The 15,431-nt window shown below is 38.0% G+C and carries 12 protein-coding genes; all 12 read left to right on the top strand.

The window, feature by feature from the left end; genetic code table 11:
- A complete protein-coding gene (locus tag QYT14_RS02850; RefSeq protein WP_004319367.1) occupies positions 1–342 on the top strand; it encodes a hypothetical protein in 342 nt (113 codons plus the stop codon).
- Positions 320–1,570 carry a conjugative transposon protein TraM gene (gene traM, locus QYT14_RS02855; RefSeq protein ID WP_004319369.1) on the top strand — a complete coding sequence of 417 codons (1,251 nt, stop codon included), beginning with the start codon at positions 320–322 and terminating at the stop codon, positions 1,568–1,570. Before QYT14_RS02850 ends, traM begins: the two co-directional genes overlap by 23 nt.
- A gap of 131 nt (positions 1,571–1,701) precedes the next feature.
- On the top strand, positions 1,702–2,547 hold the full coding sequence (gene traN, locus QYT14_RS02860; protein WP_004319371.1) for a conjugative transposon protein TraN: 846 nt from the start codon (positions 1,702–1,704) through the stop codon (positions 2,545–2,547).
- An 11-nt stretch (positions 2,548–2,558) separates the two neighbouring features.
- Positions 2,559–3,080 (top strand): hypothetical protein, encoded by a 522-nt coding sequence (locus QYT14_RS02865; protein WP_004319373.1) that lies wholly within the window; start codon positions 2,559–2,561, stop codon positions 3,078–3,080.
- 182 nt (positions 3,081–3,262) lie between these two features.
- On the top strand, positions 3,263–3,907 hold the full coding sequence (locus QYT14_RS02870; protein ID WP_080599531.1) for a hypothetical protein: 645 nt from the start codon (positions 3,263–3,265) through the stop codon (positions 3,905–3,907).
- A gap of 18 nt (positions 3,908–3,925) precedes the next feature.
- The gene (locus tag QYT14_RS02875) at positions 3,926–6,109 is read left to right on the top strand and encodes a type IV secretory system conjugative DNA transfer family protein (protein ID WP_004319377.1); all 2,184 of its coding nucleotides are present in this window, start codon (positions 3,926–3,928) and stop codon (positions 6,107–6,109) included.
- A 273-nt stretch (positions 6,110–6,382) separates the two neighbouring features.
- Positions 6,383–7,645, top strand: coding sequence for a hypothetical protein (locus tag QYT14_RS02880; protein WP_004319379.1), 1,263 nt, complete (start codon positions 6,383–6,385; stop codon positions 7,643–7,645).
- Positions 7,646–9,108: 1,463 nt separating this feature from the next.
- Complete coding sequence (locus QYT14_RS02885) at positions 9,109–10,968, top strand: YcaO-like family protein (protein WP_004319383.1); 1,860 nt, start codon at positions 9,109–9,111, stop codon at positions 10,966–10,968.
- Between the two features lie 67 nt (positions 10,969–11,035).
- Positions 11,036–11,209, top strand: coding sequence for an ItfA family WXI-crosslinked RiPP (itfA, locus tag QYT14_RS02890; RefSeq protein ID WP_004319385.1), 174 nt, complete (start codon positions 11,036–11,038; stop codon positions 11,207–11,209).
- A gap of 107 nt (positions 11,210–11,316) precedes the next feature.
- Entirely contained in the window at positions 11,317–13,506 is a 2,190-nt protein-coding gene (locus QYT14_RS02895) for a peptidase domain-containing ABC transporter (RefSeq protein WP_044917720.1), read from the top strand.
- Positions 13,507–13,508: 2 nt separating this feature from the next.
- Positions 13,509–13,964, top strand: coding sequence for a hypothetical protein (locus tag QYT14_RS02900; RefSeq protein WP_004319390.1), 456 nt, complete (start codon positions 13,509–13,511; stop codon positions 13,962–13,964).
- Between the two features lie 17 nt (positions 13,965–13,981).
- Positions 13,982–15,430 (top strand): Ile-Trp crosslink formation radical SAM/SPASM protein ItfD, encoded by a 1,449-nt coding sequence (gene itfD / locus QYT14_RS02905; RefSeq protein ID WP_004319392.1) that lies wholly within the window; start codon positions 13,982–13,984, stop codon positions 15,428–15,430.
- Position 15,431: the final 1 nt, after the last annotated feature.

The following is a 15,431-nucleotide window of genomic DNA, read 5'->3' on the forward strand; positions in this document are numbered from 1 at the left end:
ATGAGCTGGAAAAAAATGATTTTCGGCGAGAAGATGCCGGACAAGGACGATCCGAAGTATAAGGAACGGTATGAAAGAGAGGTGGCGGCAGGTCGTAAGGCTGCCCGGCTGCTGAGACTAGACAAGGCGGCAGGGGGCGTGCAACGCTTCGCCTGCAAGCACCCCAAGTGGTTTCTCGCCATTGTGTTCGGCATTGTGCTGACCTGTTTGGGACATAACATCTATCGTATGGTAGCAGTGTATCAAATCCACCGGACGGAGGAACGCATGACTGCCACGGAACACCAGGAACAATTATTGAAACAAAGACATAAGACGCATGATGATAACAGACAAGATTAATTTCAAACAGCCGAAGTACGTGCTGCCTGCCATACTCTACCCGTTGCTGCTGATTAGCGGTTATCTGATATTCGACATTTTCGACACGGAACCGGCAGAAACGGGAAATACGCTGCAAACCACGGAGTTCCTGAACCCGGAACTGCCCCAGGCACGTGTGGATAACAACGGAGGCATCGACGGCAAATATGAGAGCATGGTGAAATCATACGGCAGAATACAGGACTTTTCCGCCGTGGAGAACATAGAACGCAACAACAATAAAGATGACAAAGAAGCATACGAATCCAAATATACGGAAGACGACCTCGCCCTGCTCGACACGGAAGCAGACAGGCGGATGGAAGAACTGGAGCGGCTGCGTGAGATGCAGGAACGCTTGCGAAAAAGTGCCGAGAAAGGCGAAGCAATGAACCATGACACCGTTTCCCTACCATCGCTTGATGAGCATGAACGCATCGCCCGAAGCGAGCAACGGCGCAAGGAAGCATTGGCGGAACTGGACAAGGCTCTTGCCGAAGCGAGGTCGCAGGGCCGAAAAGGATTGGAACCTACACCGGATAATACTGACACATCCGTTTACAGACCGGTGACGACAGGAACGGTGACGGACAGAAATGTAGAAGTGAACGGAAACGCCGTGCATGAGCTTGGCGATGACGCGGAGACCGGACAGGTGGTGAAAAAAATCAAGACTTCCTCCGACTACTTCCACACCCTTGCGGAGAACGAGCCGGAACCCAAGCTGATAAAGGCTATCATTGATGAAAACATCAAAGCAGTGGACGGCTCACGGGTACGGCTCCGCCTGCTCGATGATGTGGAAATCAACGAGACAGTAGTGCCCAAAGGCTCGTACCTCTATGCCACGATGAGCGGCTTCGGCAACCAGCGTGTGAAAGGCAGCGTGAAAAGCATACTGGTGGACGATGAACTGGTGAAGGTAAGCCTGTCGCTCTATGATACGGACGGGCTGGAAGGGCTGTACGTGCCGGGCAGCACTTTCCGGGAAACGGCGCAGGACGTGGCTTCCAACGCCATGAACAACACAATGAGCATCAACAACGGCACTTCGGGCAACACTTTCTCCCAATGGGGTATGCAGGCTATACAGAACGCCTACCAACGGACAAGCAACGCTCTATCGAAAGCGGTGAAAAAGAACAAGGCCAAACTGAAGTACGGCACATTCGTGTATCTGGTTAATGGCAGGGAGAAAAGGAAATAAGGTCTTAAACGAGTATAGCATATGATAGAATTACATCGGCTTTGAGAAAGAGAAGGTTTATTATGACATCGCCAACAGGCGCATAATGGAAGCATATACAATAACTAATAATGTAATAAATAGAAAATAAAATGAATGTACGAATTAAAATCTTGAATCTGGTGGCCGGGGTGCTGGCGGTTTGTCCGCTGGCGGCACAGACCACGTATGAGGAAATGGAACAACTGACAGTGAATGAACAGGTGACAACGGTGATAACGGCTACCGAGCCGGTTCGCTTCGTGGATATTTCTACGGATAAGGTTGCCGGAGACCAACCTATCAACAATACAATCCGGCTGAAACCCAAAGAGGCAGGGTACGAGGACGGCGAAGTGCTTGCCATAGTGACCATCGTGACGGAACGCTACCGCACACAGTACGCACTGGTTTATACTACCCGACTAACGGAAGCGGTAACGGACAAAGAGATACACGCGGCAGAGACCACGGCTTACCATAACCCGGCAGTGTCGCTCTCCACGGAGGATATGTACCGGTTTGCCCGTAGGATATGGACTTCCCCAGCGAGATACCGGAACGTAAGCTGCAAGCAACACCGTATGAACATGCGCCTGAACAATATTTATACCGTAGGCGATTACTTCTTCCTTGACTTCTCGATAGAGAACCGTACACGCATCCGTTTCGATATAGACGAGATACGAGTGAAACTCGCTGACAAAAAGATGTCGAAAGCCAGCAATGCGCAAATGATAGAACTGCAACCGGAAATGATACTGGAACAGGGTAAATCGTTCCTGCACGGCTACCGTAACATCGTGGTGATACGGAAAATGACCTTCCCCAATGACAAGGTGCTGACCATTGAACTAAGCGAAAAGCAGATTTCGGGGCGCAATATCTCGCTGAACATCGACTATGAGGATGTGCTGAGTGCGGACAGTTTTAATGAAGTCTTACTTAATGAAGAATGAGGAATTAAGCAATGAAGAATTTTTATTATAAAAAGATATTTGCGGCAGTGGTAATCCTGTTTACTACTTGTGTTCCGGGATTTGCGGACGACCATAAAGGGAGGTTGCAGATTGGCACCGGATTCTTGTATGAGCGAGGCATGGACTTGACGGTGGCTTACGAGCATGAGACACGCTATCATAACGCTTGGGAATATTTCGGGAACGTATATCTGAAATGGGACGAATGCGCTTCGTGCGGCCACGTGTGCCCGAAGTCGTTCTGGAACAACTACAACACGTGGGGCTTGGGCGTAGCCTACAAGCCTTGCGTGACACGAGGACGCAACCACCACGGCAACCTGCGCATAGGCGGTTCGCTCGGCTCTGACCGACACGGCGTAGTGGGCGGCGTACACGCAGGATATGAGCATAGCTACTCCTTACGCAAGGGGTGGCAGGTGTACTGGCAGGTGAAAAGCGATCTGATGATTGGCGGGGAGGATTTGTTTCGCACGGGAGTGGTTATCGGGGTGAAGCTGCCGGTGAAATAAAGAATTAAGAATGAGGAATGAAGAACCGGCTACCTGACACGATAATGAATAATGGCAGGGATAAATAATGAATACGGATAATGATAAATAAGATACAGAACATGAATGGAATAAAGATACGAATCGGAGGAATGGCGAAAGCTATATATAATAAGATAGGGAAAGGAATGAGACCAGGGAGAATGGCCTTGGGTATGATGCTGGCCACTATGTTGGGGTTGGTGGCTTGTGATGAACATCGGGATTTCCCGGACACCGGTATGAAGGTGGGCCATATCCTTTGTACAGACGGTGAGGTAATGAGCTATGAGGATTACAACCAATCGGGAAAGGAGGCCATAGCCGTGGTGTTCCACCTGAACCGGGATGAAGCGGTGGCAGGAAACGGATATGCAGTCTATCTACATGACCTTGCGCCGGAAGCCTTTGCGGACAGCATCGGGATTGTACAGGGCACATCGGCTGACCCAGCAGCCTTGGACGGCAATGAGAACACGTTTGCCTTGTATGAAACAACGGAAACCGCTTCACCGATGGCCGAGCAAGTTTTTGATTTATGGAAATATGGGCAGAGTGCCTATGTACCTTCGGTGGCACAGATGCGCCTGCTGTATGCCAGCCGTGAGGCGGTGAACCCGTATATCGAGCGGTGCGGCGGTGTGCCTATCCCGGACAGTGCCAACGAATGTTGGTACTGGACTTCGACCGAAGTGGCCGGACAGGAGGCCGCCAAAGCATGGCTCTACTCGACCGGCAGCGGTGCGATACAGGAAACTCCCAAATGGCAAGCGCACAAAGTACGTCCGATAGTCACGCTGAATGAATAACCACCCAACAATATCACTATGGAAGAGAGTAAAGAATTGCAGGGAGTATATAAGATATTCCGCACAGCAATCTATGTATCCTTACTTATAGAGTTCTTCATGTATGCCATTGACCCGGAAATGATGGACTATTGGAACGGGGTGGTATGCGATGTACATAGCCGTATTAAAAGCTGGTTCCTTTACCATGACGACCACTTGGCTTACAGTAAAATTGCCACGTTCGCACTAATATGTATCACCTGCGTTGGAACGAGAAACAAGAAACACTTGGAATTTAACGCACGGAAACAGGTGTTGTATCCGTTGGTATGCGGCATCGCACTGCTGATTGTTGCTGTATGGCTATTCAACCTTACGACAGACTTGCGTCTATATTCTCTCCGGCTGAACATCATCTTATATATGGCGACCTCAGTAGTCGGAACAATATTGGTACACGTGGCCTTGGACAATATATCGAAGTTCCTGAAAGAAGGATTGCTGAAAGACCGGTTCAACTTGGAAAACGAGAGCTTTGAGCAATGCACGGAACTGGTGGAGAACAAATACTCGGTGAATATCCCGATGCGGTTCTACTATAAAGGAAAGTTCCGAAAAGGCTGGTGCAACATCACCAACCCGTTTCGTGGCACATGGGTGGTCGGCACCCCCGGTTCGGGAAAGACCTTCTCGATTATCGAGCCGTTTATCCGGCAACACTCGGCAAAAGGCTTCGCAATGGTGGTATATGATTATAAATGGCCTACCCTTGCTACCAAACTGTACTACCATTATCTTAAAAACCAGAAACTCGGCAATCTACCCGAAGGGTGCAAATTCTCGGTAATCAACTTTGTGGATGTGGAATACTCCCGAAGGGTGAACCCCATTCAGCAGAAGTATATCAATAACCTTGCTGCTGCCTCGGAGACGGCCGAGACCCTGTTGGAATCGCTGCAAAAGGGCAAGAAGGAAGGCGGTGGCGGCAGTGACCAGTTCTTCCAGACCTCGGCGGTGAACTTCCTTGCTGCCTGTATCTACTTCTTTGTGAACTACGAGAAAGAACCCTACGACAAGGAAGGTAACAAATTGCGTGCAGAAATGACGGAGGAACCACAGACCAAACGGCTGAAACCTACCGGAAGGGTGCTTGACGCACAGGGGAATGAGGCAGAGCCTGCCTATTGGTTGGGCAAATATTCCGATATGCCGCATATCCTTTCATTCCTGAATGAAAGTTACCAGACCATTTTTGAAGTACTGGAAACCGACAATGAAGTGGCTCCGCTGTTGGGACCGTTTCAGACAGCCTTGAAGAACAAGGCAATGGAACAATTAGAGGGTATGATTGGTACGCTGCGTGTCTATACCTCCCGACTTGCCACGAAAGAGAGCTATTGGATATTCCATAAGGACGGTGACGACTTCGACCTGAAGGTGAGCGACCCGAAGAATCCGAGCTATCTACTAATCGCCAATGATCCGGAAATGGAGAGCATTATCGGTGCGCTGAATGCATTGATATTAAACCGACTGGTAACGCGCGTGAATACCGATCAGGGGAGAAATATCCCGGTGAGCATCATCGTGGATGAGCTACCAACACTGTACTTCCATAAAATAGACCGGCTGATAGGTACGGCACGAAGCAACAAGGTAAGTGTGGCGTTGGGCTTTCAGGAGCTTCCGCAGCTTGAAGCGGATTATGGCAAAGTAGGTATGCAGAAGATTATCACCACAGTGGGCAATGTGGTATCCGGTTCGGCACGCGCGAAAGAAACCTTGGAATGGCTGAGCAACGACATCTTCGGCAAGGTAGTGCAACTGAAAAAAGGGGTGACGATAGACCGGGATAAAACCAGCATCAACCTGAACGAGAATATGGATAACCTTGTGCCTGCCAGTAAAATTTCCGATATGGCTACGGGCTGGATATGCGGACAGGTGGCACGCGACTTCACAAAAACAAAAACCGGAATGCGAGACCAGATGAACATACAGGAGGCTGAGGAATTTAAGACCTCAAAGTTCTTCTGCAAGACAGATTTTGATATGGCATCCATTCAAAAAGAGGAATCGGAATATATACCCTTGCCAAAATTCTATACGTTCAAATCCAAAGATGCGAGAGAGCGTATCTTATATGCCAATTTCATTCAAGTAAATAAGGATGTAAAGAATATGATTAACGAGATTTTTCGGAAAAAGAGAGCTATCTAAAAAATATTCCATATTGGTAGAATACAGAAGAATGAGTATGCAAATAGAAAATTAATATTTCTCTCCTCATCTGTTTTTTTATACAAATTCGATGTAAATAATTGATTTACAAAAACTTTTATTCAATAAACAGTCCTAGTTATGTTTTGAGACATGTTAATTAATCACAAAATGCTCATTGATTATTTTATAAACAGTCCGTACTGTTATATATTTGCAAAAAGTTGCAACTTTAAAAACATTTAACAGTTTTGTAGATTAAAAATTAAATTCATGAAAAAGATTTTTTTTGTTATCGCCGCAATCGTTGTGAGCTTACTTTTGCACTCATGTGGAAATGATTACAATGACGTTTTAGAAATTGATAATTCTATTATTCAAACTCGTGCCTTAAATGTTGATAGTATTGATAAAGGAGAGATTATACCTGTGCCAGAATCTCCTCATAAACGAAAAGATCTAAGTCTTTATTTTATAAATGAGAACAGTTCATTTTTTGATATAAGAGAACTTCCTGTAAACATAATTGTAAGAGAAAACACTCATAACTCTGAGGCGAGATATTTAACCTCCAATGGAGTGCAATCTGAAGTAAGCATGGAGCCTAGGAATGACTCTGATAATCAAAAATTTAAGTTGTACATAATGCCATTAACTGGATATATATACATCAAGGATTATCAAGATCATTTGTTGTCTTTGGGAGTATATACTAATGCTCCAGATGTACGTGTTTTATATATTAAAGATGGAACTTCTTCTCAGGGAGCTTGCTGGGATTTTCTCAAGGGAGAGCAAAGAGAGAAATCTAATATATTAGAGAATGCAGATGCGATAGCACAAGGTCCTGGTGGAATGTGGGATGTATATAATGAAGTCATTGGTGTGAAAAATTCAAAGATATATTTTGATAAATATAGAAATAGTGCTACGCAAGAATTTGAAATTAGATTAGTTGAAGATTTGACTATAGTTAGCGGTCCAACATATGATTTGGCAGGAGTTACACCTGAAGAAAAGCCAAGTTATATATTACGTGGTACAGTTCACAATAGATATACAACTCCTACTCAGATGACTATTCAATATACAGAAGGAGCAAATGTATCATCCTCATTTCAAGAAAGTAATTCATATACTACGACTGTTAACGCAAATACTGGAATAAATACTCCCATTTTTTCTTTTGGTGGTAGTCTCTCATCTAGCAATACTTATGGATTTTCATATACAAATGGTACTGTAAAAAACATTTCATATATGTTTAACCAAACAGTTACTGTAGAACCTCTTTCTTCTGTAAGAGTTACAGCCGTTGTCAAAAATTACCATGTGTCTTGTGATTATAATGCTCTTGTGGAAGGTCGTTCAGGGAGACGTTTCACTATTTATGGAAGATGGAATGGTATATCTTGTGCTGATGTTGATTATGAAATTGAACCTTTAGATGCTAATGGAAATGCAATAAAAAAAATTAGATTAAAGGGGAAGATTAACGAACCTTTAGACTTAACCAGAAAAGCGTTGAACTATTAATATTTTTATTATGATAAAGTGGCTGTATATATTACTTTGTTGCATAATTTATTCTTGCAAGCCATTACATATAATCACAGGCAATAATAACTATATAGCAAAATCTAATGGCGTAGTCATAATGGCAACTTATAGCAATGGCTACGTCCTTGATTCATTGGGAAAAACAATCGCTACTTATAGTAATGGCTACGTCCTTGATTCATTAGGAAAAACAATCGCTACTTATAGTAATGGTTATGTCCATGATTCGTTAAGAAAAACAATCGCTACTTATAGTAATGGTTATGTTTACACCATATATAGGGAACCTAAAAAATGAAAAACATTGTAATATTAGAGCTTCTTTATAGATAAATTGCAGAAATCTATTATTCCTGAAATACAATAATAGATTTCTGCAATTTAAAATATAATCTTTAATGAAGTAATTTTTTGTCATTCTGTAATGACACCCGCTAAATGTTTGCAGATTTTTCGCTTTGTTCAAATGATAATACAAAAAGAAAATGAAAAAATACTTTTTGAATGGCCTAGGGAATATAACTCTAATTTACTCTTATTCGACATCTATATTGCCATATTTTTTCAACTCTCCATTCCTTAATAATGGCCACTGCGTACCATAGACATCTGTATAAACCAGATTAAATATGAAGCACGGTTATTGACAAATGCTTAATGGCCATTTTTTTGCTTCGATTAAGTTGATTCTTATTTCACATATTTTTTAGTCCAACGAAATCTTTTTGTCTTACACTCAAAAAAACATTTCTATTTTCTTGGGGATATTTCAGTATATTCCTAATATAGCCAATCTATTTGAGCTACACTATAGGATGATGATAAATGCGGAAGTTTCATCAATCAAGTTGTTATCAACACTAATATCTGTGAGAAATATTTCAATGTATATTGATTAGATTGCCTATCTACTTGATTTTTGGTAGTTCGGCAGAAATTTTCTCTAAATATTAATTCTTCTGAGATTTGCATATAACTGTTAATCGCCTATTTATCAAAATAAGCAAAAGTAGTATTTGTAATAATACGTAGTTAAAGAGCAAATTATCATTTATATATCAGGAATATAAACTAATTTGCATGACTTTGTATTAAACTCTGCTGACATGTAACTACTCAGCAAATAATTTCATCATCTGAAAGCTATCTGACACAAAAGCCTTTCAAATAGATAGAATAGTAAATGATTCATATGCAAATAGAAAGATTTATGTTCTGCTTTTCATAAAGCTTTTCTACTTTTTCTATTTATTATTTATGTAAATGACTGATTTTCAATTATAATTATTCGCTGAGTAGTTACGCTGACATTGTGTAGTTATAATTAATGTTAATTTATTTACAGTATAGACTGTTTGCAATAAAAACATATTATATTTGTTGCTGTATTGAACCAGTATTCTAGAATAACTCAAAATCAATTATAAAAAAATGTTTTTATGAAAAAGTACAAAGAATATAAAGATGAAACGCCTGAGAGGACTATTAATCTCATCAGGTCTATCTTGACGGATTTAGATCTTTTGCTATTGGATAGCAATGCTAATTGTGACAATATATTTGCATGTAGAGTCATTTTAGGAAATCACGATTTAGCCAAGCTAGGAATTGGAATGAACGGTAAAGGTTCTACTTTTGAATATGCTTTAGCAAGTGGATATGCTGAGTTTATGGAAAAAATACAAAACCGATTTCTTTGCGATTATATACATACTTTTTATGGAACAAAGGAGTTTGTAAATACTCTCCCACCTGACTCTATGTATAAGAAAAAAATACATAAAGAAAATGTTGCTCTAGATTTTAGATATGATGAGCGTGAAGAATATTGGACTTTAGAAAAAGTATTAACTTCATTTGGAAGTGAATTAATGTTGTTGTATCATGCAAATAACATAGAAGAACTTAAATCCATTTTAATTGATGTGATTAAAATAGAAGAAAATCACATTTTAATGATTCCTTGTTTCTCAAAAAGAGATAATGATGAAGTATTTGTTCCCATTGATTTGATTTTGCATGCTATTGGATCAAATGGTATGACTGCCGGTAATTCAGAAAGTGAAGCCTTGCTACATGGCTTTTGTGAGATATTTGAACGATATGCACTAAAGAATATATATTATGGAGAATTAACTCCTCCAACTATTCCAATAGACGAATTCTCAGATACTCCTGTCTATGAGAAAATCAAATACCTAATAGAAAAAAAAGGATATGAGATAATCATTAAAGATTGTTCTTTAGGAAAGGGGCTTCCTGTTTATGGAGCTATCATTATTGATAAACAAAATCATTTATATAACTTTAAACTTGGTTCTGATTTCGTTCCTTATATAGCCGTAGATCGCTGTTTGAATGAAGCTTATCAATCAACCAAGGGATTTATCGGTTTGCCTATTGATTTTAGTTGGACTAATAATCAAAAGAATACACTTAATGAAGAGGTTGTAAATTCCAACTACCATAGAATACTTGAATCTAGTTCTGGAATATGGCCTTTATCCATATTTTCACCAATACCTTCTTATGAATATACAGGTGAAAATCCAACTTGGGGTATCTCGAATGATAGTGATCTTCAATATTGTTTCAATATTGTAGAACAACTAGGTTTCAATATTTACATTAGGAATAATTCGATTACGGATTTTCCAACTTATTATATCATAATTCCTGGAATGAACCAAGTTTTATTTTCAAGAAAAGCTTACGAAGAAAAATTTCGATATGGAATATTGGGATATATGAAGTCTTATCCTAAATTAGTAAATATGTCTACCGCTGAAGTAAAAGAATTAGCACAAGGTATTGAGTCCCGAATCCAAGGTGGTTATACAATTGATATCACCCATGATTATTTTCTTTTTAATACCCACGAAGGTATTCTTAATTTGGATATTAATATCTTTCTCTGTATGTTGTTCTATTTTGCAGAGGATTATATTAATGCAAAAAAATATCTCAATATATATATTAAGCGCAAATCAATAAAGAATCAATATTTGTCTGCTTTTTCCGACTTTATCCAGTTCGCTAATATAGATAAGTTACCTCTTGATGAGGTTGAATTTATTATGAGTCAGATTCATGGGAAAAAGCTGGCCGCTGAAGTTATATCAGATTTATCAGCCCCTCAAAATATATTTCAACATTACGATTTTCCAACTTGCTTTAACTGTGAAAATTGTAAAATAGAGAAAAATTGCCGATACTTTGAAATACTAAGAATAGAAAAAAAAGTCAATGAAATGTCTGTTAAGAATAAAATTTCTTATAAACAAATCTTGAAATTATAAATACTTAAATAGGCGGTGCCCGAAAGGCCTTAAAAGAGTAGGGAAAATTTAATAATTTATTTTTATTATGAACACACTTAATGAAAGCACTAAGTCGTTGAATACAATGACAGAAGTGCAAGAAGAACAAATTCAAGGCGGTTTGAAGTCAGCTCTTCAAGAAGAAGCTTATGGCGTTGTGGCCTCTGTTGCTACAGAGTCAGACAATGGCAGTCTTTCACCTTGGACAATCACTTTCTAAAAGTTGATTGAAGATTAATTGAAGATTGCTCAAAATCTAATTTTGAGCAATCTTCTCCTAAAAGGAGTAAGCTAATTTGAATACATTCTTTGGTTATATAGTATTCTATGAGATTTCCTATTCGTAAACAATATGATGCAATGGATTGCGGACCGACATGCTTGCAGATGATTGCAGAATATTACGGACAATATTATTCATTGCAGACTTTAAGGGAAAAATCTTATTTAACGCGTAATGGTTCTTCTCTTAAAGGCATTAGCAGTGCTGCAAAATCAATAGGGTTCAAGACAGAGTCTGTATGGATGAATTGGGAGCAATTGATACAAAATACCCATTTACCTTGCATTATCCATTGGGACAATAATCATTTTATAGTAGTTTATTCTATAAAAAGTGAAAATAAAATTTTAGTTGCAGACCCAGCTTTTGGAAAACTTACTTATAATAAGGACGATTTCTTAAAGCATTGGATTACCGATAAGAAAAATAATGTTGGCATAGTCTTTCAACTAAAGCCAACATCAAAGTTTTATGAAAATAAACCAGATACTCGAAAGGACTTTCCCTTCAAACGTCTTTTTAAGTATCTAAAGCCGCATAAGAAATATTTATGTTTCCTAATGACAGCTTTAACTATAGGGTGTTTTCTAAATTTATCTCTCCCTTTTCTTACCCAAGCAATTGTCGATATTGGTATTACTACACAAGAAAATAGTATTATATTGATTATTTGTATTGCCCAATTGATGTTAATTGCAGGACAATTAGGCAATGAACTATTCCAAAGCTGGCTAATGCTACACATGACGCAGCGAATTAGCATTACATTTATTTCTGATTTTCTTAATAAATTAATGAAATTACCCATTGCGTTCTTTGACACAAAACTCACAGGAGATATTATGCAAAGGATAAGCGACAATAATAAGATACAGAAATTTTTAACAAGTACATTGATTAGCAGTGTGTTTTCATTTGTAACATTTACTGTTTTCTCTATTGTTATTGGGCGATATAGCTTAAAGATTTTTCTTTTTTTTCTTATTGGAAGTAGTATTTATGTTATATGGATTCTAAGTTTTCTTAAAAAGTGCAGAGTCTTAAACTTTAGAGAATTTAGAGAGGCTTCATCTAATCAAAGTAATTTAGTGCAATTGGTAACTTCAATGCAAGAAATAAAGTTAAACAATTGTGAAAGAGGGAAGCGATGGGAATGGGAGAATATTCAGTTTAAGCTTTATCAAATCAATATAAAATCTTTGGTAATTGCTCAACTTCAAGGAGCAGGTGGAGCCTTTATCAACCAAATAAAAAATGTCATTATCTCATATCTGGCAGCAACATCTGTAGTAAAAGGGGAAATGACTCTTGGAATGATGATTGCCATACAATATGTTCTTGGGCAGTTGAATACTCCATTGAATCAATTCTTAAACTTCATAAAAGAATCGCAAGAAGCTAAAATTAGTTTAGAACGTATTAATGAGATATATGATAAACCGGATGAAGAACCTGTAGGGGTTAGTAAAATTACCAATATACCTAGTTGTTCTAATATCATATTCCAGAATGTAACTTTCTGTTATGGAAATCCTGAGGCAGAAAAGGCCCTTAAAAATATTAATCTTATTATTGAGGCCGGCAAAGTAACCGCCATAGTAGGAACAAGTGGAAGTGGAAAAACAACTTTACTTAAATTGCTATTGGGATTTTACCATCCAACTTCTGGTATCGTTTGTATTGGAGAAAAATCTTTAACAGATTATAGCGAGAAATACTGGAGAAGATGTTGTGGGGTGGTAATGCAGGAAGGATTCATATTTTCAGATTCAATTGCAAAAAACATAGGCATTATTGATGAAGAGCTTGATTATGACAGACTACACTATGCAGCACGGCTGGCCAATATCGATTCTTTCATTAACTCACTCCCACTAGGATACGAAACCAAAATTGGGAGTGAAGGCTGTGGATTAAGCAATGGCCAAAAGCAGCGAATATTGATAGCAAGAGCGATATATAAAAATCCAAATTATATTTTTCTAGATGAAGCAACTAATTCATTAGATACCACAAATGAAACTATCATCATGGAGAATTTGCAGAAATTTTACTCGGGAAGGACAGTTGTGATAGTCGCACATCGATTAAGCACAGTTAGAAATGCTGATAAAATAATCGTTCTTCATCATGGAGAAATAGTAGAAGTAGGTACTCATGAAACGTTAATATCACATCAAGGTGTTTATTATCAATTGATTGAAAATCAATTGGAACTCAATAAGAATGTATAATTATGAATGAACAAAATCCGAAATTAGAAAAAATAATGAACAAAGTTCCTGGTGGGTTGATTATTAGTGGGATAATGTGGCTTATTATGTGTATCTTAATAATTGCAGGTATGTATTTAATAAAGTATCCGCACTTTACTTACATATCAGTCATATATAATGGAAACCAGAATAATGAACATAAAAATGAATTGCTTTTCACAATAGAAAACACTGATATTGGGATATTACAGTCTCATATTAAGGGAAGCCGCGTTTCATTGAAAATAAATGGAAGACTACTATTAGGAGTTATAACAAATATATTTGCGCAAGGAAAAGATGAATTCATTGAGATAAGTATTACTGATATAGATATGCAGAAAATACCTGTAGGAAGCAAAGGACAGATGGCAATCATGATGTCTAAAAAACGAATGTTTGAATTGATTCCTTTTCTAAAAAGAGCTAGTAAATAACAATATACACTATAAAAATGGGAAATATATTTAACATAGAAGAATACTGCAAGGATACTAAAAGTACTCTTAGCATGCAAGATGTGGAAATTAATGATTATAATAAAGACTATGTGATTTTAGTAGCTAAAGAAACTGGAGCTTGGGCTACTATTAATAAGTCATGTATCTATCTTGTTGAAGAACTATTAGAAAAAGAAATTACCTTGAATAAATTTAAAGAAACATTTCCTGAACATATTCAACTATTAAATTTACTTTTCAATTCAGGGGTTTTAAAAGTTAATCATACATCATCATTCCATGATAAGTTAAAAAGGCGCCAATGCAAAATATCCAGTTCCAACGTTTGCCAAGTTGTACTTAGGTATACAAAGAGTTGCAATTTATCATGCTCTTATTGTTATGCTCATACAGATTTAAAACCTCCTACATCAATGAGCAATGAAACTGTTTTATACATATTGCGCAAATTGAGTAAATCTTATCCAGAGAAGGTTCTTAATTTATCATTTCACGGTGGGGAACCATTGTTGAACTATAATAAACTTGTACCTTTGGTAAAGGAAATAAGGAAAATTTCTGAAAATATTAAATTCTACATACAAACTAATGGAACTTTAGTAACAAAAGAGATTGCAGGTTTTCTAAAAGCAGAAAATTTTAATGTTGGAATAAGCATAGACGGGTTTGATACCGCTTCTAATTCACATCGATGCCAACTCAACGGGAGTAGTTCATTAAAACAGTCGCTTATTGGACTGGATTATTTGTTGGCTGCTGGAATTTCCCCCGGAATGTTTACGGTAGTCACTGCTGCCAATCAATATAAGCTATTAGATCATTTTGATTTTTACGTAGGCAAAGGTATAAAGAAATTCAATTTTAGCCCTATACTTCATTCTGGGAAAGCAGCTGATAAAAAATATGATGTGAACATTAATCATTTGATTGAAACAAATCTCAAATTAATGGAGAAAATCAATTTGATAAATAATGAATGTAATAATATTGAAGACTATATTTCTGAAGTGAATATTAGTAATCTACTGAATAATTTGTCATCTTTGAATATTTATAATTTGTGCACATTGGCTCCTTGTGGAGCCGGTCATACAATGCTGGGGTTTGATATTGACGGTTCATTCTATTCCTGCGATTATTTTATCGGTAATTTAGAATTTAAAATTGGCAATATTTATGAAGTAGATGACATAAAAAATAGTATTTTCAGAAATCCATCAGTTCAAAATTTATTAAAGAGAAATATTGATAGTATTAAAGAGTGTAGGATGTGTACATGGAAAAACGTATGTACATATCATTGTGCTTCAGATTCCTATTTTAATCACAAAACACTATACAAGCCACATAGTATGTGCGAATATGTAAAAAAAATTATTCCTCGAATAATAGATTTATTATATAGGAAAAAAATATCTATAAATAACATTCCGCCCTGTTGAT

It is taken from the genome of uncultured Phocaeicola sp., from assembly GCF_948499155.1.
GTDB classification, from domain to species: Bacteria; Bacteroidota; Bacteroidia; order Bacteroidales; family Bacteroidaceae; genus Phocaeicola; species Phocaeicola faecalis.